Here is a 21,215-nt window from a genome sequence, read left to right as displayed (position 1 = left end):
GGGCCCGAACAAACACCACCTATCCCCAGATGAGCCCCGCTTGTCCGCGACATGATGTCCTTTCATATGCCATCTAAAACCCATTGGGTTAGAATGCCCTCCTTTTCTGCCCCCGATCCTTGAGGACCGCCATGTTCAGCCGTGATTTGACTATTGCCAAGTACGACGCCGATCTCTTCGCCGCCATGGAGCAAGAAGCCGTGCGCCAGGAAGAGCACATTGAGCTGATCGCTTCGGAAAACTACACCAGCCCTGCGGTGATGGAGGCTCAAGGCTCGGTTCTGACCAACAAGTACGCCGAAGGCTACCCAGGCAAGCGCTACTACGGCGGTTGCGAGTACGTCGACGTGGTTGAGCAATTGGCCATCGACCGTGCCAAGGAACTGTTCGGCGCCGATTACGCCAACGTCCAGCCACACGCCGGCTCCCAAGCCAACAGCGCCGTGTACCTGGCCCTGCTGCAAGGCGGCGACACCATCCTGGGCATGAGCCTGGCCCACGGCGGTCACCTGACCCACGGCGCCAGCGTTTCCTCCTCGGGCAAGCTGTACAACGCCGTTCAATACGGTATCGATGCCAACGGCCTGATCGACTACGACGAAGTCGAGCGCCTGGCGGTCGAGCACAAGCCAAAAATGATCGTGGCCGGTTTCTCTGCCTACTCGCAGATCCTGGATTTCCCACGCTTCCGTGAGATCGCTGACAAAGTCGGCGCCTACCTGTTCGTCGACATGGCTCACGTAGCCGGTCTGGTCGCCGCTGGCGTCTACCCGAACCCAGTGCCTTACGCTGACGTCGTGACCACCACCACGCACAAGACCCTGCGCGGTCCACGTGGCGGCCTGATCCTGGCGCGCGCCAACGCCGACATCGAGAAGAAGCTGAACTCCGCCGTCTTCCCGGGTGCCCAGGGTGGCCCGCTGGAGCACGTGATCGCAGCTAAAGCGATCTGCTTCAAGGAAGCCCTGCAGCCTGAGTTCAAGACTTACCAGCAACAAGTGGTGAAGAACGCCCAGACCATGGCCAGCGTGTTTATCGAACGCGGCTTCGACGTGGTTTCCGGCGGTACTGAGAACCACCTGTTCCTGCTGTCGCTGATCAAGCAGGACATCTCCGGTAAAGATGCTGATGCTGCCCTGGGCAAAGCCTTCATCACCGTGAACAAAAACTCCGTACCGAACGACCCACGTTCGCCGTTCGTCACCTCCGGCCTGCGCTTCGGTACTCCGGCTGTGACCACTCGTGGCTTTAAAGAAGCAGAGTGCAAGGAACTGGCCGGCTGGATCTGCGACATCCTGGCAGACCTGAACAACGAAGCCGTGATCGACGCGGTCCGTGAGAAGGTCAAGGCCATCTGCAAGAAGCTGCCGGTCTACGGCGCTTGATTGCAGTTGCTTGAATGAAAAAGCCCGGCTCAAGAGCCGGGCTTTTTTGTGGCTGATCGTTCCCACGCTCCGCGTGGGAATGCCTCTTGTGACGCTCTGCGTCACGCTTTGGGACGCGGAGCGTCCTGACCCGCATTCCCACGCAGAGCGTGGGAACGATCAGGATTGGTAAACCCGTGCAAACCCTTCGCGGATTTTGTCTTCGGGCAACTCATCGGCAATAAACACAATCACACTCTCGCGCGCCTCGCCCTCGGCCCACTCGGTGTCCCAATCGAACCCGTAGAGCTTCAGTACGCCTTGGAACACCATGCGCCGGTCCTCTCCGGCAATGTTCAGCACGCCCTTGTAGCGCAGCAGCTGCTTGCCGTGGTCTTCCAGCAGTTCATTCATGAACTCACTGAGGCGGTCGATATCCAGCGGCTGCTCGGTGCGCAGCACCAGGCTGGAGATACGGTCGATGGACGGCGCCGCACTCACCGGGCGCAGGCTCATGCCGGCGTTGAGGTTGAAGCCGCGGACATCGAGCAACTCGGCCAGGTCGATGGCGCCATGGTCCACCACACGAATCGGCGCGCGGCGATTGATGCGGGTCAGGCGCTCGCTGAGGGCCTCGAAGGTGGCGTCGTCCACCAGGTCACGCTTGCTCACCAGCAGGCGGTCGGCAAAACCGATCTGGGCCTGGGCGATGGTCTGGGTCAGGTGGTGCTCGGCATGCGCCGCGTCCACCAGGGTGATGATGCCGTCGAGGATGTAGCGCTCGCGCAGTTCTTCATCGATAAAAAAGGTCTGCGCCACCGGCGCCGGATCGGCCAGGCCGGTGCACTCGATCACCAGGCGGTCGAAGGCGATCTCGCCGCTGTCCAGGCGTTCCAGCAGCAGGTACAGGGCTTTGGTCAGGTCGGTGTGGATGGTGCAGCACACGCAGCCGTTGGACAGGGTCATGACTTGCACCGGTTCTGTACCCAACAGCTGGGTATCGATTCCGGCGTCACTGAATTCGTTTTCGATCACGGCGATTTTCAAGCCGTGCTCGGCCTTGAGCAGATGGCGCAGCAAGGTGGTCTTGCCGGCGCCGAGGAAGCCGCTGAGGACGGTGACGGGGATGGGAGAGGACAAAGACAGTTCTCCTGATAACTGAAAGAACACAAAACAAATGTGGGAGCGGGCTTGCTCGCGAAGGCGGTGTATCAGTCGAAGTATGCATCAACTGACAGACCGCCTTCGCGAGCAAGCCCGCTCCCACATGGAGTCACCGCCAACCCGGGTACCGGGTTAGCAGCACTTGGGCCCACCCTTGCCACCGTAACGGGCTTCCTGGCGTTCCCGGAAGAACGCCTTGTAGTCCATCACCGGTTTGTTCGGGTGTTTGGTTTGCATATGCTCGACGTAGGTGTCGTAGTCGGGCATGCCGACCATCAGGCGCGCGGCCTGACCGAGGTATTTACCGAGGCGACTGATGTCATTGAACATGGCTGCAATCCTCGTTTACGCGTCCGGTACGGCCTGGAACGGGGCTTCTTTATCCGTACGTTCCTTGTTGCCCCAGGCGGCGACGCCGACCTTGAGCGCATAGAACAGGATGCTGAATACCACGAACAGGAACAGTGCTGTCAGCGTTGCGTTGGTGTAGGCGTTCCAGATCACGTGCTGCATCTGATCGACGCTCTTGGCCGGGGCCAGGATCTGGCCGTTGGCCAGCGCATCACTGTACTTCTTCGCCAGCGACAGGAAGCCGATCGCCGGGTTGGCGTCGAACAGCTTGATGAAGCCTGCGGTGGTGGTGCAGATCAGCAGCCATACGGCCGGCAGCATGGTCACCCAGATGTAGCGTTGGCGTTTCATTTTGATCAGTACAACGGTCGCCAGCATCAGCGCGATACCCGCCAGCATCTGGTTGGAGATACCGAACAGCGGCCACAAGGTGTTGATGCCGCCCAGTGGGTCGATCACGCCCTGGTACAGCAGGTACCCCCACATCGCCACACAACCGGCGGTGGCAATCAGGTTGGCTGTCCACGACTCGGTGCGCTTGAGCGACGGCACGAACGAACCCAGCAGGTCCTGCAGCATGAAGCGACCGGCACGGGTGCCGGCGTCGACTGCCGTAAGGATGAACAACGCCTCGAACAGGATCGCAAAGTGGTACCAGAACGCCATGGTGTTTTCACCCGGCAGCACACTGTGCAGGATCTGCGCGATACCCACGGCCAGCGTCGGTGCACCGCCGGCACGCGCCAGGATGGTGGTCTCGCCGATGTCATGGGCCACGGCCTGCAATGCCTCAGGCGTTATCGCAAAGCCCCAGCTGCTGACGGTTTGCGCCACGGTCATCACGTCACCGCCGACCACAGCGGCCGGGCTGTTCATGGCGAAGTACACGCCAGGCTCAATCACGGAAGCCGCGACCATGGCCATGATGGCCACGAACGACTCCATCAACATCGCGCCGTAGCCGATGTAACGGGCGTTGACTTCGTTATCCAGCAGCTTGGGCGTGGTGCCCGAGGAAATCAGCGCGTGGAAACCCGAGACCGCGCCACAGGCGATGGTGATGAACAGGAACGGGAACAGGCCGCCCTTCCACACTGGGCCGGTGCCGTCGATGAACTGGGTCAGGGCCGGCATTTTCAGCTCTGGCATGGTGACCAGGATGCCGATCGCCAGGGCAATGATGGTGCCGATCTTGAGGAACGTGGAGAGGTAGTCACGCGGCGCCAGGATCAGCCATACCGGCAGTACCGCCGCGACGAAACCGTAGCCGATCAGCATCCAGGTGATCTGGATCCCGGTGAAGGTGAAGGCTTTGGCCCAGGTCGGGTCAGCGGCAATCTGCCCGCCCAGCCAGATCGAACCCAGCAGCAACAGCACGCCGATGATCGAGATTTCACCGATGCGGCCCGGGCGGATGTAGCGCATGTATACGCCCATGAACATCGCGATCGGGATGGTCGCCATGACCGTGAAGATGCCCCATGGGCTCTCGGCCAGGGCCTTGACCACGATCAGCGCCAGCACCGCGAGGATGATGATCATGATCAGGAAGCAGCCGAACAGCGCGATAGTCCCCGGAATGCGGCCCATCTCTTCGCGAACCATATCCCCCAGGGAACGGCCGTTGCGACGGGTGGACAGGAACAGGACCATGAAGTCCTGCACCGCACCGGCCAGCACCACCCCGGCAATCAGCCACAGGGTGCCCGGCAGATAGCCCATTTGCGCCGCCAATACCGGGCCGACCAGCGGACCTGCACCGGCAATCGCCGCAAAGTGGTGACCGAAAAGGATGTGTTTGTTGGTCGGCACATAGTCCAGACCATCGTTGTTGAGCACTGCGGGGGTGGCCCGCCGTGGATCGAGTTGCATCACGTTGTTAGCGATGAACAGACTGTAGTAACGGTATGCAACCAGGTAGATGGCCACAGCAGCGACCACAATCCACAAGGCGTTGATCGCCTCGCCGCGGCGCAAGGCCACTACGCCCAGGGCGCACGCTCCTACAATTGCCAGCACCAGCCAGGGTAGGTGGCGTAGCAGGCTATTATTATTTTTCATTTTTATATTCCAGCCAGGGTGGACAGAAAGGACAGCCATCCCGAGTTTAGCGCTGTTGGCCTCAAAGACCACCCCCCTACATTGGTCTAGAGCCTTGCAACGGCAAAAAAAGCACAAATAAAAGCCCAATGATGGCGCAGGGCTACAATCCCCTTATCCACAGAGGGTTTGACCATGAGTGAACAGCCGTCAGATCGCCGCCGTTTCCGGCGTATTGCCTTCGATGCCAGGACCACCATTGCACAGGCCGGCTGGAATTGGCCGGTGCAACTGGTGGATTTGTCGCTCAAAGGTTTGTTGGTGCAACGCCCTGATGACTGGCGGGGCAATCGCGCAGAGCCGTTCGACGTCGAGATTCGCCTCGATCCACAGGCGCATATAAAGATGCAGGTCAGGCTGGCCCATGACGATCACGGGCAGTTGGGGTTTGTGTGTGAGCACATTGACCTGGATTCGATCAGCCACCTGCGGCGGCTGATCGAGTTGAACCTCGGTGATGAGGAGGAACTGCACCGCGAGTTGGCGGCACTGCTGGAAACCTGACCGTTCGTGCAGACCTGCATAACGGAGTGCCTGCTAATGATGTGCGAGCTGATCCACCGCTATCGCAGGCAAGCCAGCTCCTACATTGAACAGGGTTGCCAGTGGGGTCAGTGCTTACTCGAACAACGCATCCAACGCCTGTTCCAGGCGGGTCACGCCGATCACCTGCAATCCTGGCGGCATCTCCTTCGGGGCATTGCCCTTGGGCACGATGGCGCGCTTGAAGCCGTGCTTGGCGGCCTCCTTCAAACGCTCCTGGCCACTGGGCACCGGGCGGACCTCGCCCGACAGGCCGACTTCACCAAACACCAGCAGGTCATGGGGCAATGGCCGATTGCGCAGGCTCGACATCACGGCCGCCATCAACGCCAGGTCGGACGCCGTCTCCAGTACCTTGACCCCACCGACCACGTTGAGGAACACGTCCTGGTCGTGAGTCGGAATGCCGCCATGACGGTGCAAGACCGCCAGCAGCATCGCCAGGCGGTTCTGGTCCAGGCCGAGCGTGACGCGACGGGGGTTGGCCAGGTGGCTGTCATCCACCAAGGCCTGGACTTCGACCAGCATCGGTCGAGTGCCTTCCCACGTGGCCATCACCACGCTGCCAGGAACTTCTTCCTGGGCACGGGTCAGAAAAATCGCCGATGGGTTGGAGACTTCTTTCAGCCCGCGGTCAGTCATGGCGAACACGCCCAGCTCATTCACCGCGCCGAAGCGGTTTTTCACTGCTCGCAGCAAGCGCAGGCGACCGTCGGATTCGCCTTCGAAATACAGCACGGTATCGACCATGTGCTCCAACACCCGTGGCCCGGCCAGGGCGCCTTCCTTGGTCACGTGGCCGACCAGGAAGATCGCCGTGCCGCTCTGCTTGGCATAACGCACCAGCAGCGCCGCACTTTCGCGCACCTGGGATACACCGCCCGGCGCTGATTGCAGTTGCTCGGTGAAAATCGTCTGGATCGAGTCGATCACCATGACCTTGGGTTTTTCGATGCGGGCCGTGGCGATGATGCTTTCGATGCAGGTTTCGGTCATGACCCGCAATTGGTCCTGGGGCAACCCAAGGCGGCGGGCGCGCATGGCCACTTGCTGCTGGGATTCTTCACCCGTGACGTACAGCGCCGGCATGCGGCTGGCGATACTGCACAGGGTTTGCAACAGAATGGTGGATTTGCCGATGCCCGGGTCACCGCCGATCAGCACCACCGAGCCATCCACCAGGCCGCCGCCGAGTACGCGGTCGAGCTCGCCGGACGCCGTGGAGAAACGCGGGATTTCCTCGACGCTGACTTCGGCCAGGGTCTTGATCTGTGCCTGCTGCCCAGTCCAGCCGGCGCGGCCGGTGGGGGCTGCTGCGCCGCCGCTTTCGATCATGGTTTCCGTCAGGGTGTTCCACGCACCGCACTCGGTGCACTGGCCGGCCCACTTGGGAAAGGTCGCGCCGCACTCGGTGCAGCCGTACATGCGCTTGGCCTTTGCCATTTGAGAACCTCCAACCGAAAAACCGCGATGATAGCTCAGCGCGACGCCGGGGTCCGGATTTCACCGCTGGCCAATCGTGAAGCACTGTTGCCGACCGGGTCTTCGGCGTCGAGGTTGGCGCCCTTGGCTTTCAATGCATCCAGCAACTCGACGCGCTTGAACAGCCCGGCATACATGGCCGCCGTCTGCCCGGCGCCGTTGCGTTGATCGGGGTTGCAGTCGGTGGCCAGCAGGCGCTGGGCAATTTTCAGCTCACCCTTGAAGATCGCGCCCATCAACGCGGTATTGCCACGTTTGTCCTGCACGCAGGCATCGGCGCCGGCCGCGAGCAGGCGCTCCACGTAGGCGCTTTCGCCGTGGTAGGCCGCCAGGATCAGCGCGGTGTAGCCCTTTTCATCCTGGGTGTTGAGGCTGTAGCCGGAATCGATAAAGGTGTCGAGCATGTCGAGGTCGCCACGGCGGGCAGCGTCGAAATAGTAATCCTGCAGCTGCGCCTGGAGCGCGACGGGATCATTGGCGGCGGGCTGCTCGGCCAACACGTTCAGCGACCAGCAGGCCAGCAGAGCCCATAAGAAGGTACGCATCATTTAATCCTCTGCGTAACCCTGCAGGCGCCGGTTTGCCGGTGATGGCGGCGTTGATTACGCCATCGCCGGCAAGCCGTCGCCTAAGGGGGGCGCGTGGTTAGTCGGTGAGTTTTTCCGCCAGCGCCTTCACGCGTGCCAGGTCACCCTTGGCAACTTTGGCCACACCCGTGCCGTACTCCGGGTCGGCCTTGTAGAGGAACGACAGGATGATGTGCTTGCTCTCGTCATCGGTGGTGGCCAGGGAGCCGCCGAAGTTCTCGATCAGGTCCTGGCGCTCTTTCTTGCTGTAGGAGCGATACAGGTCGCCGGCTTGCTTGAAGTTCTGCTCACGCTGGATCTTCGCCTGCTGGGTGCTGCCCGACAGGGCCGACTGGCTGTAGCGCGCGGCTTGCGGCTCTTCACGTGGCAGCAGGCGGCTTGGCTGGTAGTTCACGCCCGTGGAGGTCTTGCCGGCATTCATTGCGCCGTCCTGGTTGCCGTTGTTGACGGTGACCCGTGGCGCGTTGATCGGCAATTGCAGGGCATTGGCGCCCAGGCGGTACATCTGTGTGTCAGCGTAGGAGAACACCCGGCCTTGCAGCAGGCGGTCCTCTGACGGCTCGATGCCCGGCACCAGGTTGGACGGGGCCATGGCCACCTGCTCGGTTTCCTGGAAGACATTGGCCGGGTTGCGGTTCAGCACCATCTGCCCGACTTTGCGCTCCGGTACGCCCGGCCAGATCTTGGTGGCGTCCAGCGGGTCGAAATCGAACTTGGCCAGGTCTTCAGGCTTGAGCACCTGCACGTACAGGTCCCACTTGGGGAAATCCCCTTTGTTGATATGGGTGACCAGGTCATGGGTCATGTGGCTGTAGTCACGGCCCTGCACGTCGACGACCTGCTTGGGATCAAGGTTCTTGAGGCCCTGCTGGCTCTTCCAGTGGAACTTGACGTAGTGCACTTCGCCCTTGGCGTTGATCAGCTTGTAGGCGTGCACGCCATTGCCGTCCATTTCCCGGTAGCTGGCCGGGGTGCCCGAGTCGGAATATAGCTCGGTCAGCGTGCGCGTGGACTCTGGCACATGGGAGAAGAAGTCGAAGCGGCGGGAATCGTCATCCAGGTTGGTGCGCGGGTCCGGCTTGAAGGCGTGGACCATGTCCGGGAACTTGATGGCATCGCGGATAAAGAACGTCGGGAAGTTATTGCCCACCAGGTCCCAATTGCCCTCGGCGGTGTAGAACTTGGTGGCGAAACCGCGCGGGTCGCGCAGGGTTTCCGGGGAGTGGTTGCCGTGCACCACAGAGGAAAAACGCACGAACACCGGGGTACTTTCGCCGGCGGCGAAGACCTTGGCCTTACTCAGGTCGCTGAGGTTGTCGGTCACCGTGAAGGTGCCGTGGGCGCCCGTGCCACGGGCATGCACGACGCGCTCGGGGATGCGCTCGCGGTCAAAGCGTTGCAGTTTCTGGATCAACTGCACGTCCTGCAGCAGCACCGGGCCATTGGCGCCGGCGGTCTGCGAGTTCTGGTTGTCGCCAACGGCAGCGCCGTTGTCGCGGGTCAGGTTGGCGGCTTGCACTGACAGCGAAAGCAGGCTGGCGGTCGCGACTACCAGCGCATATCGCGCCGATAGAGGCCGGCGACTCATTGAGTTCTTCATCGAGGTGTCCTCTGGTTTTTTTGATGCACATTCAGTTGTGCTTGCCAGAGGCTAGTGACCCGAGCACCAGAAGATAAATAGAAAAGCCGCACTAACCCGATTGAAAAAATAGTGTGGTAAGCCACTGATTTGGCGAGTATTTCGCGCGCGATTGGTGGCACTTTGCAAACTATTTGCGATTTAATGTGTCGATAAAAACTAACAGTGTTAACGGTTGTGTCAGGCAAGCCCGCTATGACTGACTTACACTGGGTTCCACCCTTCTCATCTGTAACAAGGAATAACCTATGGGCGTGATCAGTGAGTTCAAGGCCTTCGCGGTCAAAGGTAATGTGGTCGATATGGCCGTCGGTATTATCATCGGCGCCGCCTTCGGCAAAATTGTTTCCTCGTTTGTAGGCGACGTGGTGATGCCGCCACTGGGCCTGTTGATCGGCGGCGTGGACTTCGGTGATCTGGCGATAACGCTCAAGGCTGCGCAGGGTGACGTCCCCGCGGTGGTACTGGCCTATGGCAAGTTCATCCAGAGCGTGGTCGACTTCCTGATCGTTGCGTTTGCGATCTTCATGGGCGTAAAGGCGATCAATCGCCTGAAACGTGAAGAGGCCGTGGCACCAAGCCTGCCGCCGACGCCTACCAAGGAAGAGGTCTTGCTGGGCGAGATCCGTGACCTGCTCAAGGCACAGAACGACAAGCCGCTTTGACCGATAAGGGCTGTGTCAGAGGCGCCTGTTGCAGGCGCCTTTTTTATTACCAGTAATTTTCCACTGCCACCTGGCCCGGGCGCCGGCTCAAGCTCAATTGCAGGTCGCGCTGCTTGAGCAACTGGCGAGTGTCATCGACCATCTGCGGGTTGCCGCAAATCAGTACACGGGAATGCTCAGGCGTCAGCTCGACCCCGGCCGCGCGCTCCAACTCGCCGTTTTCGATCAGCGTGGTAATGCGCGCGTTCAAGGCGCCGGGATGCGGCTCGCGGGTCACGATCGGAAGGTAGGTCAGTTTGTGCGCGTACTCGGCGAGGTACTCACGCTCGCCCAGTTCGGCGATCAGCGCCTGATAGGCCAGCTCCTTGGCCTCACGCGCGCTGTACACCAGGATGATCCGCTCGAATTTCTCCCAGACTTCGAAATCCTGCAGGATCGACAAAAACGGCGCCACCCCGGTACCGGTCCCCAACATCCACAAATCACGGCCATCGACAAAACGGTTCAACGTCAGGAAACCCGTGGCCTGGCGCTCGACCATCAGGGTATCGCCCACTCGCAGGCGGCTCAGTTCACTGGTGAATTCCCCGCCAGGCACCACAATCGAGAAGAAATCCAGGTGCTCATCGAACGGCGAAGACACCACGGAATAGGCACGCCACACCGTGCTGCCGTCGGCCTTGGTCACCCCCAGACGTACGAACTGACCCGCCGTGAAGCGGAATCCCGGGTCGCGTGTGGTGCGCAGCGTAAACAGGCTGGGGGTCAGCGATTGCACATCGAGCAAGGTCTGGCGGGTAAATTTCTCAGCACTGGCCGTCATGGGAGGCTCCGTTCTACAGGAGCCCTAGTGTCCCTCAAAGTCGCGCGCGGAAACACCGGTGGTTTGTAGTGGAATCCCATGCGCACGCAAGGGTGGCTATCTAACAGCATCACTAATCAATTGGCTATTAAGCCCTTTCCCGACGTTACAAACGCACCACAACTTGCGCGTGACACAATCTTCAACCCACTAAAAAACCGCAAGAAATTTATTCAGCGCTGGGAATGAGTTGCAATAATCGAATAAAAAATCTCAAGCACCGCCCGTCAATAACCAAATTTTCATCTTGCCTTGCAGGCCATGTCCTACACTCATTTCCTGCGGCGTAGGGAGTCCAGGACGTATCCCCAGTCGCGCAGAACCTCATGGAGATTCACCAATGGTTAACTGGCGTAATTCAAGACTTCCCAAGCTGGAAGGCGAGAGCGAAACCACCAGTCTTTTTGACCTAGCCGTCAATCACACCTACGCACTCGGCTTTCAGTACTGCTCATTTACCATGACTTCGCAACGACCTGACACTCAGGCGAAGCCCATTTGCATCAACAACTATCCGGAGGAATGGAACAAACTGTATAACCAGGCCCGCTTCTTTGAAGTTGATCCGGTCGTTAAACATTGCAAAACTTGTGTATTGCCCCTGGTCTGGGAGGAAAAAACTTTCAAGGATTCCCCCTCCCTCTGGTCCCTGGCCCAGACATGTGGCGTGAACCTGGGCTGGACTCAAGCCGTGCATGATTTCCAGGGCGTGTTCAGCATGCTCACCCTGGGCCGCGGCAAAGGTGCGGTCAGTCCGGAAGAATTGTATGAAAAGGCCGGCCAGGTACTCTGGCTCTGCCATGCGCTCCACACGGTCGTAGCACAGACCTACACCGACACCGCAACGAGCAGCCCTGCGAGCAAACTGACCCCACGGGAAACCGAAATCCTCAAGTGGTCGGCCATGGGCAAGACCGCCGCGGATATCGCCACCATCCTGTGCCTGTCCGAACGCACGGTAGGCTTTCATATTTGCAGTTGCTTCAAGAAGCTGGGCGTCAACAACAAGATTGCCGCCGTGCTCTGCGCTTCGAAAGCGGGGTTGTTTTAAGCGCGACTGAAACTACGCATGTAATCCCCCCTGAAAAAAAGTAACATTTGCGGCAAATGTCTGAGTGCTGAGCGACCCTGCCGGGGTCCTGCCCGCCGTTCACTCAGACCGTTGTGCAGGCCACTGTCCAACGCCCATCGATTACCCAGAGCCTCCCCGCCATGCCCCTGCTCGACACGCCCTTCGCCCAGCTCGATCTGATTCGCCAGCCAGAACAGCATAACGATCCGCTGCAAGCCTTCGACGCGGCCGACGAGTACCTCCTCAGCTACCTGGCCGAACAGCAACCCGGCGCCGCGACCCGCGTTTTGGTACTCAATGACAGCTTCGGCGCCTTGGCCGCCAGCCTTGAAGGCCAGGTGCAAGTGACTTCCAGCGGCGACTCTTTCCTCGCGGCCCAGGGCCTCGGGAAAAACCTGGTGCGCAACGCCAAGGCCTTCGATGCGGTGCCGTTCATCCCCGCCAGCCAGCTGCCAGCGGGGCCCTTCGATCGCGTGCTGATCCGTGTACCCAAGACCCTCGCCTTGCTGGAAGAGCAACTGATCCGCCTGCAGGGTCAACTGGCGCCGGGCGCCGAAGTGATCGCCGGGGCGATGGTCAAGCACCTGCCACGCGCGGCCGGGGAAATGCTTGAGCGTTATATCGGCCCGATGCACGCCTCGCTGGCCGTCAAGAAAGCCCGGCTGTTGATCGCCACCGTTGCGGAGCGTCCGACAGCGGTCTCGCCCTACCCCACCCGCTACACCGTGGATGCCCCGGCGATTGAACTGCTGAACCACGCCAACGTGTTCTGCCGCGAAAGCCTGGACATCGGCACCCGCGCTTTCCTGCCACACCTGCCGAAAAACCTCGGCAGTGCCCGCGTCGCAGACCTGGGCTGCGGCAATGGCGTATTGGCCATCGCCAGCGCACTGCAAAACCCTGACGCGCAGTACACCTTGGTGGACGAGTCCTACATGGCCGTGCAGTCGGCGCTGGAGAACTGGCGCGCCGCCCTCGGCGAGCGCGACGTCAACGTCCGCGCCGGTGATGGCCTCGCTGGCCAGGAACCGCAGTCCCTGGATGTGGTGCTGTGCAACCCGCCGTTTCACCAGCAGCAGGTGGTGGGTGACTTCCTGGCCTGGCGCATGTTCCAGCAGGCGCGCGAGGCACTGGTGGTCGGCGGCGCCCTTTATATAGTCGGCAACCGTCATCTGGGTTACCACAGCAAGTTGGCGCGGCTGTTCCGGGGTGTCGAGCAAGTGGCTGCGACCCCGAAATTCGTGATCCTCAAGGCGCGCAAATAAAAAAACCCTGCCGATCTCGCGATGGGCAGGGTTGAAAGCCGGGCCGCAAGGCCCGGATCGGGATGTCAGTGGGTGGTCAGGCCCGCCGCATTCATGAACATGCGCATCAGGCTGGCCACGACAAACAGGGCCAGCACGCTGCCGGTCCAGATCATCGCCAACCAACCCAGGCGCCGCCACAGCGGCTGTTTCTCGGCCTGTTCAATCTCGTGCAACGAAGGCTTGCCGGACATTAAACGCCCCTCCTAGTGATAACCGTCTTCGTGGGTGACCTTGCCGCGGAACACGTAGTAGCTCCAGAAGGTGTAGCCCAGGATGAACGGGATGATGAACAACGTGCCGACCAGCATGAAGCCCTGGCTCTGCGGCGGTGCGGCGGCATCCCAGATCGAGACCGACGGCGGGATGATGTTCGGCCACAGGCTGATCCCCAGGCCGCTGTAGCCGAGGAAGATCAGCACCAGCGTGAGCAGGAACGGCGTGTAGTGCGCATTACGCGCCACCGCACGGATCAGGCCGTACATGGTCACCAACACCAGGATCGGCACCGGCAGGAACCAGAACAGGTTCGGCAGGGTGAACCAGCGCGAAGCGATTTCCGGGTGCGCCAGCGGCGTCCACAGGCTGACGATACCGATCACCGCCAGCACCACGAACGCCAGCGGCCGCGCCAGGTTGTGCATCTGCTCCTGCAACTTGCCTTCGGTCTTCATGATCAGCCAGGTGCAGCCGAGCAAGGCATAGGCCACGATCAGCGCCACACCGCAGAACATCGTGAACGGTGTCAGCCAGTCCAGCGAGCCGCCGGCAAACTGGCGATCCACCACCGGGATGCCGTCGATAAAGGCGCCCAGCGCCACGCCCTGGAAGAACGTCGCGGCCAGCGAGCCACCGATGAAGGCCTTGTCCCACAGGTGACGCTTGTGGTCCTTGGCCTTGAAGCGGAACTCGAAGGCCACGCCCCGGAATATCAGCCCGATCAGCATCAGGATCAGCGGCAGGTACAACGCGGAGAGCACCACCGAATAGGCCAGCGGGAACGCGCCGAACAACGCCGCGCCGCCAAGTACCAGCCAGGTTTCATTGCCGTCCCAGACCGGGGCCACGGTGTTCATCATCACGTCACGGTCGACTTTGCCGGGGATAAACGGAAAGAGAATGCCGATACCCAGGTCGAAGCCGTCCATGACCACGTACATCATGATGCCGAAAATGATGATCACGGCCCAGATCAGCGGAAGATCAATACCCATCTCAATTCCCCTTGTGCTGGATGTGGGCGTGGTCGTCATCGCTGCCATCATCGGCGGCAGACAACGGACGGGCCGGTGTGCGTTTCTGGCCAGGACCACCGTGGGTCGGCTCGGTGCCTTCGTGGGTCACAGGGCCCTTGCGCACCAGGCGCATCATGTAGCCCAGGCCCGCGCCGAACAGCGCGAAATACACCACCACGAACAACACCAGGGTAATGGTCATCTGCGCCAGGCTATGCCCGGAGGACGCATCCGCCGTGCGCATCAAGCCGTAGACGACCCACGGCTGACGGCCGATTTCGGTGGTGAACCAACCGGCGAGAATCGCGATCAGCCCGGACGGGCCCATCCACAGCGCCAGGTACAGGAACGGCTTGGACGTGTACATCTTGTCGCCACGGCGCAGCCACAGGCTGAACAGCCCGGTGAAGATCATCAGGAAGCCCAGGCCGACCATGACCCGGAACGACCAGAACACAATGGTCGAATTGGGGCGATCCTCAGGCGGAAACTCCTTGAGCGCCGGTACCTGCTTATCCAGGGAGTGGGTCAGGATCAGGCTGCCCAGATAGGGAATCTCGACCGCGTACTTGGTTTTCTCGGCCTTCATGTCCGGCCAGCCGAACAGGATCAGCGGCGTCGGTTCGTTGCCGATATTCTCCCAGTGGCCTTCAATCGCAGCGATTTTCGCCGGTTGATGCTTGAGGGTATTGAGGCCATGGAAGTCACCGATCACTGCCTGGATCGGCGCGACGATCAGCGCCATCCACATCGCCATCGACAACATGGTGCGGATCGCCGGGTTGTCCTTGCCGCGCAGCAAATGCCAGGCCGCCGAGGAGCCGACGAAGAACGCCGTGGCCACGAAGGCCGCCGTGGCCATGTGCATCAGGCGGTAGGGGAAGGACGGGTTGAAGATCACCGCCAGCCAATCGGTGGGGATCACGCGGCCGTCGATGATTTCAAAGCCCTGCGGCGTCTGCATCCAGCTGTTGGAGGCGAGAATCCAGAACGTCGAGATCAATGTACCGACAGCCACCATCACCGTGGAGAAAAAGTGCAGCTTGCGCCCCACCTTGTTCCAGCCGAACAGCATCACGCCGAGGAAACCGGCTTCGAGGAAGAACGCCGTGAGCACTTCATACGTCAGCAGCGGGCCGGTGACGGCGCCGGCGAAGTCCGAGAAACGGCTCCAGTTGGTGCCGAACTGGTAGGCCATCACCAGGCCGGAGACCACGCCCATGCCGAAGTTGACGGCAAAGATCTTCGACCAGAAATGGTAGAGGTCACGGTAGGTGTCGTTATGGGTCTTGAGCCACAAGCCTTCCAGCACCGCAAGGTAACTGGCCAGGCCGATGGTGATCGCCGGGAACAGGATGTGGAACGAGATGGTGAATGCGAATTGAATTCGGGCGAGATCTAGCGCCTCCAAACCGAACATAAGTCTTCCTCTGTCAGGTAATACCGGCTGCTGGCGGGAGCCTGCACCCACTGCCCCCACGGATATGGAGTCTGGCGAATTTCAATTCGTTTCTTTTTTTAACCAACCACGCAGGGAATCTGGCCTTGCGGCCGCCAGACCGATGCCCGGGCGGACATTGATCTGGATCAAGCATTGCTGAAAGAGTAGTCCCATTTTGAGGATTGAACTGTGTGGTCTTTTGCCGCGTGACAGACTGCCTCAGCGCAGTTCCTGCAACCATCTGTTACAACTTGATGATAATCTCGGCCCTCCCCCGGCCCTGACCAGAATTCCCGATGCCTAGTGAACCCGCGTTGCTGTTGCGTCACCACCGCCCTTTCATCGCGTTCTGGCTGGCACGGATCTTTACCGCCAGCGGTTTTCAGATGCTCACCGTGGCCATCGGCTGGAACCTCTACCAGCTGACCGGCAATGTGCTGGACCTGGGCCTGGTCGGGCTGGTCGAGTTCGTACCGCGCGTGCTGTTCATGCTGCACACCGGGCATGTGGCCGACCGCTATGAGCGGCGCAAGGTCGCCGCCATCTGCCAGACCGTGCAGGCGTTGATCGCCCTGTCCCTGGCCATCGGTGGCCTGACCGGCAACGTGACCCGCGAGATGATCTTTATCCTCGCCTTCCTGCTCGGCGCCGCGCGCTCCTTTGAAATGCCCACCACCCAGGCTCTGCTGCCGAGCATCGTGCCCAGCGCACTGTTCCCGCGCGCCGTAGCCTCGTCGCAATCGGCCCAGCAACTGGCGACCATCGTCGCACCGGCCCTCGGCGGTTTGCTCTACGCGTTTGGCAGTGTGTGGGTGTATGGCCCTACCGTGGCGCTGTACCTGATTGCCTGTGTGCTGACCCTCAACCTGCCCGCCCGCCAGACCCCGCTCAACAAGGGCAAGGCCACCCTCGATTCGCTGCTGGCCGGCATCCGTTTTATCCGCAGCCGCCCGGACATTCTCGGGGCGATTTCCCTGGACCTGTTTGCCGTGCTGCTGGGCGGCGCCACCGCGTTGCTGCCGGTGTTCGCCAAGGACATCCTGCTGACCGGCGCCTGGGGCCTGGGCCTGCTGCGCTCGGCACCAGCAGTAGGCGCGCTGTTGATGTCGCTGTGGCTGGCACGGTTTTCGGTGGATCGGCATGTGGGCCGCGTGATGTTCACTGCCGTCGGCGTATTCGGCGTGGCGACCATCGCGTTCGGCCTGTCCACTTCGTTCTGGTTCTCGCTGGCAGTGCTGGTGGTCCTGGGCGCGGCGGACATGATCAGCATGGTGATCCGCGCCTCCTTCGTGCAGCTGGAAACCCCGGATGAAATGCGCGGTCGCGTGAGTGCCGTCAACGGCCTGTTCATCGGCGCATCGAATCAACTGGGCGAGTTCGAATCGGGCATCACCGCCCACTGGTTCGGCACCGTGCCCGCCGTGGTCATGGGCGGGATCGGAACGCTGGTGGTGACGGGGACCTGGATCAAACTGTTCCCGACCCTGGCCAACCGCGACCGCATGCATGTGCCGGTGGAGGAAACCAAGCCATAAGCCGGTTGAAAAACCGTCAATGTCGGCGCTGGCTTGCCTGCGATGGCGGTGTCTCAGCCACTATATGAAGGGCTGACAGATAGCTATCGCAGGCAAACCAGCTCCCACATTTTGCTCTTCTGTGGTCCGAAGACCGGGTTACAGCACCTTGTCCAACGTGATGGGAAACTCGCGCACTCGCTTGCCGGTGGCATGGTAGATCGCATTCGCGACCGCCGCCGCCACGCCGACAATGCCGATCTCACCGACGCCTTTGGAACCCAGCGCGTTGACGATCTCGTCGTGTTCTTCGACGAATATCACGTCAATCTCGCCAATATCGGCATTCACCGGAATATGGTATTCGGCCAGGCTGTGGTTCATGTAGCGCCCCAGTTGATGGTCGACCTGGGTTTCTTCATGCAGGGCCATGCCGATGCCCCATACCACGCCCCCGAGTATCTGGCTGCGCGCCATTTTTGGATTGACCACGCGCCCGGCCGCAATCGCACTGACCACGCGGCTGACCTTGATAGTGCCGAGGTCTTCATCCACGCGCACCTCGACGAACACCGCCGAATGCGTGGCAGTGCTGTAGCCCTCACGTTTTTTGTCCGGCTCACTGTCGACCTGGGCTTCCAACGCTGCTTCGCCACTGTCCTTGACCAACTGCGCCAACGACACGCTCACGTCACCGGCGTGCAGTTGACCGTCTTCAAACCGCACGGACTGTGCCTGCGTGAATACCGGGTAGGTCTGCCGGGCGATGGCCAGCAACTGGGCATTCAAGGCTTCGCACGCTTGCTGCACCGCAGTGCCCACCGAGGACACGGTAAACGAGCCGCCCTGCAACGGCGCCGTCGGCAATGAAGAATCACCGAGCAGAAAACGCACGTCGTCCATCGCCACGCCGCTGGCCTGCGCCGCGATCTGGGTCATGACCGTATACGTACCCGTGCCGATATCAGTGGTGGCGCTGCTGACCGTCAGCTTGCCCTCGGCATCGAGGCGGGCCTTGGCGCTGGCCTTCATCTGCAGGGCCTCCCACACGCCACCGGCCATGCCCCAGCCGATCAACTGGCGGCCATCGCGCATGCTGCGCGGTTCCGGGTTGCGCTGGTTCCAGCCAAAACGCTCGGCGCCATCACGGTAACATTCGCGCAGGGCTTTGCTTGACCAGGGCTTGTCGTCGTTCTGATTGCGCTCGGCGTAGTTGATCAGCCGCAGCTTCACCGGGTCCATGCCCAAGGCGCATGCCAGTTCGTCCATGGCGCACTCCAGGCCGATCACGCCCAGAGCCGCGCCAGGTGCGCGCATGTCCAGCGGGGTGAATACGTCCAGTGGCACCAACTGGTAGGTCAATTGCACGTTGTCGCAGTGATAAAGCATGCCGCTCCACTCCACCACGTGCTCGCTGAAGTCTTCGAAACGTGAGGTCTGGCCAATCGCCGTATGCCCCAGCGCCATCAGGCGGCCATCTGCCGCCGCGCCCATCTGCAAACGCTGCAAGGTGCGTGGGCGGTAGCCGAAGGTGAACATTTGCTGACGCGTCAGCGTGACGCGCACCGAGCGCTTGAGCGCCAGGGACGCCATCACCGCCAGCGGCAACTGGTACTGCGGGCGCAGGCCGGATCCAAAGGCACCACCGACGAACGCGGCAAAGATGCGCACTTGGCTCTTGTCCAGGCCGAAGACTTTTTGCACATAGGCCTGGCAGTTCTGCGGGCCCTGGGTCTTGTCGTGGATATGCAGGGTGCCGTCCGGCTGATACAGCACGGTGCTGGCGTGCGGCTCCATCGGATTGTGGTGTTCGATGGGGGTGCTGTAGTGCAGGTCAAGGCTCACGGCGGCGCCGGTCCATTCGGCCTGGAAATTACCGCGTGGCTTGGGCGGGGTTTGCGGTGACGGGTGGGCCTGCTCCTGCTGGGCCACCAAGTCGGTTTCGAAGGTTTCGCTGGCGTACTCGATCTGCACCAGCGAGCCGGCATGCCGCGCCAGTTCGAGGTTGTCGGCGATCACCAGGGCCAGCGGCTGGCCGCTGTAGAGCACACGGTCGTTGTACAGCGGACGAAACGGCGAGCCATCGGCGGCATCATCGTCGGCGAAGGCATCGTCATAGCTGGCGAGTCTGGGCCGGTTGCGGTGATCGAGCACCATGACCACGCCCGGCAACGCCAAGGCTTTGGAAGCGTCGATGTTGACTACGCGTCCTTTGGCGATGGTGCTGGAGACCACACTGCCATTCAGCAGGCCAGCCTCGGGGAACTCGCCGGCATAGCGCGCCTGGCCGGTGACCTTGAGCAGACCGTCGACACGGTCCAGGGGTTTGCCGAGAGCGGTCATGGGCGTTCTCCGGCGACGGCGGCGTCGCTCAGGGCGCGGATGATTGCACGGCGCGCCAATTTGATCTTGAAGCCGTTGTGTTCCAACGGCTCGGCGTCTTGCAGCAGGGCATCGGCGGCGTTGCTGAAGGTTTCGCGGCTGACCGCCTGGCCGATCAACGCAGCTTCCACCGCGCGATCCCGCCACGGTTTATGGGCCACACCGCCGAGGGCCAGGCGCGCGTCGACGATCCGGTCACCGTCCAACTCCAGGGCTGCGGCGACCGAGACCAGCGCGAAAGCGTAGGACGCACGGTCGCGGATTTTCAGGTAGTGACTGTGACGCGCCAGGTGGTCGGCGGGCAGCTCAATGGCGGTGATCAGTTCATCATCGGCCAATTGGTTATCACGCTGCGGCGCATCGCCGGGCAGGCGGTGGAAGTCGGCAAACTCGATGACCCGCGCGCCGCCACGCCCCTCCACATGCACCCGTGCCTCCAATGCCGCAAGGGCCACGCACATGTCCGACGGGTGGGTGGCGACGCACTGGTCGCTGGCGCCGAGGATCGCATGGATACGGTTCAAGCCGGTGCGCGCCGGGCAACCGCTGCCGGGCTCGCGCTTGTTGCAGGGCACGGCGGCGTCATAGAAGTAATAGCACCGGGTGCGCTGCAGCAGGTTGCCGCCAGTGCTGGCCATATTGCGCAATTGCGGTGAGGCACCGGCGAGGATCGCCTGCGACAGCAACGGGTAGCGCGCCTCGACCAGCGGGTGCCAGGCCAGGTCGGCGTTGCTGACCAGCGCGCCGATGCGCAGGCCGCCCTCGGCGGTTTCTTCAACACCCTGCAACGGCAGGCCGGTGATGTCGATCAGGTGCTCGGGGCGCGTGAGGTTTTCTTTCATCAAGTCCAGCAGGTTGGTGCCGCCGGCGATAAAGCGCGATGCGGCGCTGCTCAGGTGCACGGCCTCGTGCACATCCGCAGGCTTGCTGTAATGGAAGGGGTTCATGACTGATCTCCCCCGGCGCGGCAGCGGGGCAACGCGTCTTCGATGGCATCGCGAATATTGGTGTAGGCGCCGCAACGGCACAGGTTGCCGCTCATCAGTTCCTGGATCTGCGCGGTGTCGTGGGCACGGCCTTCATTGGCCAGGCCGACAGCGGAACAGATCTGGCCAGGGGTGCAGTAGCCGCACTGGAAGGCATCGTGCTGGATGAACGCTTGCTGCATCGGGTGGAGCTGGTCGCCGTCGGCCAGGCCTTCGATAGTGGTCAGCTCGGCGCCGTCGCACATCACCGCCAGGGTCAGGCAGGCGTTTACGCGTTTGCCGTCGCGCAACACGGTGCAGGCGCCGCATTGGCCGTGGTCGCAACCCTTTTTGCTGCCGACCAGATCCAGTTGCTCACGCAACAGGTCGAGCAAGGTGGTCCAGGGCAACACGTCCAGCTGGCGGTCCTGGCCATTGAGGCTCAGGCGTATGGAGTGGCTGGCGAACGGTTGGGCCGCCGCGCCATTGGGGGTCGCGCTCATAAACACCTCACGGGTTGGTATACATCCGCGGCGTTCAGGAAA

General features: G+C 61.6%; 19 protein-coding genes. 6 read left to right on the top strand and 13 right to left on the bottom strand.

From position 1 onward, the window contains the following. The first annotated feature begins 131 nt into the window (after window positions 1-131). Window positions 132-1,385 carry a serine hydroxymethyltransferase gene (gene glyA, locus C9990_RS03990; RefSeq protein WP_065910203.1) on the top strand — a complete coding sequence of 418 codons (1,254 nt, stop codon included), beginning with the start codon at window positions 132-134 and terminating at the stop codon, window positions 1,383-1,385. A gap of 159 nt (window positions 1,386-1,544) precedes the next feature. On the opposite strand, the gene yjiA is transcribed toward glyA, so the two are convergent. The 3 genes from yjiA to C9990_RS03975 all read right to left on the bottom strand — a co-directional run bounded on the left by yjiA (window position 1,545) and on the right by C9990_RS03975 (window position 4,940). Next, on the bottom strand, window positions 1,545-2,504 hold the full coding sequence (yjiA, locus tag C9990_RS03985) for a GTPase (protein WP_106802584.1): 960 nt from the start codon (window positions 2,502-2,504) through the stop codon (window positions 1,545-1,547). Between the two features lie 156 nt (window positions 2,505-2,660). After that, window positions 2,661-2,858, bottom strand: a complete 198-nt coding sequence (locus tag C9990_RS03980) for a YbdD/YjiX family protein (RefSeq protein WP_106802583.1) — start codon at window positions 2,856-2,858, stop codon at window positions 2,661-2,663. Between the two features lie 15 nt (window positions 2,859-2,873). Then, a complete protein-coding gene (locus C9990_RS03975; RefSeq protein ID WP_065910199.1) occupies window positions 2,874-4,940 on the bottom strand; it encodes a carbon starvation CstA family protein in 2,067 nt (688 codons plus the stop codon). Window positions 4,941-5,114: 174 nt separating this feature from the next. Here C9990_RS03975 and C9990_RS03970 point away from each other — a divergent pair, with 174 nt between their 5' ends. Continuing rightward, window positions 5,115-5,483, top strand: a complete 369-nt coding sequence (locus C9990_RS03970) for a PilZ domain-containing protein (RefSeq protein ID WP_106802582.1) — start codon at window positions 5,115-5,117, stop codon at window positions 5,481-5,483. 114 nt (window positions 5,484-5,597) lie between these two features. Here the strand turns inward: C9990_RS03970 and radA are convergent, their stop codons facing one another. The 3 genes from radA to katB all read right to left on the bottom strand — a co-directional run bounded on the left by radA (window position 5,598) and on the right by katB (window position 9,191). After that, a complete protein-coding gene (gene radA / locus C9990_RS03965; RefSeq protein WP_053137919.1) occupies window positions 5,598-6,965 on the bottom strand; it encodes a DNA repair protein RadA in 1,368 nt (455 codons plus the stop codon). A gap of 35 nt (window positions 6,966-7,000) precedes the next feature. Continuing rightward, entirely contained in the window at window positions 7,001-7,549 is a 549-nt protein-coding gene (locus C9990_RS03960) for an ankyrin repeat domain-containing protein (RefSeq protein ID WP_106802581.1), read from the bottom strand. A 100-nt stretch (window positions 7,550-7,649) separates the two neighbouring features. Beyond that, entirely contained in the window at window positions 7,650-9,191 is a 1,542-nt protein-coding gene (gene katB / locus C9990_RS03955; RefSeq protein ID WP_106802580.1) for a catalase KatB, read from the bottom strand. A gap of 287 nt (window positions 9,192-9,478) precedes the next feature. On the opposite strand from katB, the gene mscL reads away from it, so the two are divergent. Beyond that, complete coding sequence (mscL, locus tag C9990_RS03950) at window positions 9,479-9,895, top strand: large-conductance mechanosensitive channel protein MscL (protein ID WP_065910193.1); 417 nt, start codon at window positions 9,479-9,481, stop codon at window positions 9,893-9,895. Between the two features lie 46 nt (window positions 9,896-9,941). On the opposite strand, the gene C9990_RS03945 is transcribed toward mscL, so the two are convergent. Further along, on the bottom strand, window positions 9,942-10,718 hold the full coding sequence (locus C9990_RS03945) for a ferredoxin--NADP reductase (RefSeq protein WP_106802579.1): 777 nt from the start codon (window positions 10,716-10,718) through the stop codon (window positions 9,942-9,944). Window positions 10,719-11,097: 379 nt separating this feature from the next. Between C9990_RS03945 and C9990_RS03940 the strand changes: the two genes are divergently transcribed. Continuing rightward, the gene (locus tag C9990_RS03940; RefSeq protein ID WP_106802578.1) at window positions 11,098-11,808 is read left to right on the top strand and encodes a LuxR family transcriptional regulator; all 711 of its coding nucleotides are present in this window, start codon (window positions 11,098-11,100) and stop codon (window positions 11,806-11,808) included. 161 nt (window positions 11,809-11,969) lie between these two features. Further along, window positions 11,970-13,094 carry a class I SAM-dependent methyltransferase gene (locus tag C9990_RS03935; RefSeq protein WP_106802577.1) on the top strand — a complete coding sequence of 375 codons (1,125 nt, stop codon included), beginning with the start codon at window positions 11,970-11,972 and terminating at the stop codon, window positions 13,092-13,094. A 65-nt stretch (window positions 13,095-13,159) separates the two neighbouring features. Here the strand turns inward: C9990_RS03935 and C9990_RS03930 are convergent, their stop codons facing one another. The 3 genes from C9990_RS03930 to C9990_RS03920 are packed head-to-tail and all read right to left on the bottom strand — an operon-like array spanning window position 13,160 to window position 15,788. Further along, a complete protein-coding gene (locus C9990_RS03930; RefSeq protein WP_010206690.1) occupies window positions 13,160-13,327 on the bottom strand; it encodes a DUF2474 domain-containing protein in 168 nt (55 codons plus the stop codon). A 12-nt stretch (window positions 13,328-13,339) separates the two neighbouring features. Continuing rightward, on the bottom strand, window positions 13,340-14,347 hold the full coding sequence (gene cydB / locus C9990_RS03925; RefSeq protein ID WP_065910185.1) for a cytochrome d ubiquinol oxidase subunit II: 1,008 nt from the start codon (window positions 14,345-14,347) through the stop codon (window positions 13,340-13,342). A gap of 1 nt (window position 14,348) precedes the next feature. Further along, window positions 14,349-15,788, bottom strand: a complete 1,440-nt coding sequence (locus C9990_RS03920; RefSeq protein WP_065910184.1) for a cytochrome ubiquinol oxidase subunit I — start codon at window positions 15,786-15,788, stop codon at window positions 14,349-14,351. A gap of 317 nt (window positions 15,789-16,105) precedes the next feature. On the opposite strand from C9990_RS03920, the gene C9990_RS03915 reads away from it, so the two are divergent. Further along, complete coding sequence (locus tag C9990_RS03915) at window positions 16,106-17,344, top strand: MFS transporter (RefSeq protein ID WP_065910183.1); 1,239 nt, start codon at window positions 16,106-16,108, stop codon at window positions 17,342-17,344. A gap of 138 nt (window positions 17,345-17,482) precedes the next feature. Here C9990_RS03915 and C9990_RS03910 read toward each other — a convergent pair whose 3' ends face one another. From C9990_RS03910 to C9990_RS03900, 3 genes are read right to left on the bottom strand one after another with little or no spacing between them, the layout of a single operon-like run. Next, the gene (locus tag C9990_RS03910; protein WP_106802576.1) at window positions 17,483-19,666 is read right to left on the bottom strand and encodes a xanthine dehydrogenase family protein molybdopterin-binding subunit; all 2,184 of its coding nucleotides are present in this window, start codon (window positions 19,664-19,666) and stop codon (window positions 17,483-17,485) included. Next, on the bottom strand, window positions 19,663-20,652 hold the full coding sequence (locus tag C9990_RS03905) for a xanthine dehydrogenase family protein subunit M (RefSeq protein ID WP_106802575.1): 990 nt from the start codon (window positions 20,650-20,652) through the stop codon (window positions 19,663-19,665). The genes C9990_RS03910 and C9990_RS03905 overlap by 4 nt, the downstream gene beginning before the upstream one ends. Beyond that, window positions 20,649-21,173, bottom strand: coding sequence for a (2Fe-2S)-binding protein (locus C9990_RS03900; protein WP_106802574.1), 525 nt, complete (start codon window positions 21,171-21,173; stop codon window positions 20,649-20,651). The genes C9990_RS03905 and C9990_RS03900 overlap by 4 nt, the downstream gene beginning before the upstream one ends. Between the last annotated feature and the right edge of the window lie 42 nt (window positions 21,174-21,215).

Source organism: Pseudomonas sp. S5D5 (assembly GCF_003013355.1).
Classification (GTDB): domain Bacteria; phylum Pseudomonadota; class Gammaproteobacteria; order Pseudomonadales; family Pseudomonadaceae; genus Aquipseudomonas; species Aquipseudomonas aylmerensis.
This window is presented reverse-complemented; position numbering and strand designations above follow the sequence as displayed.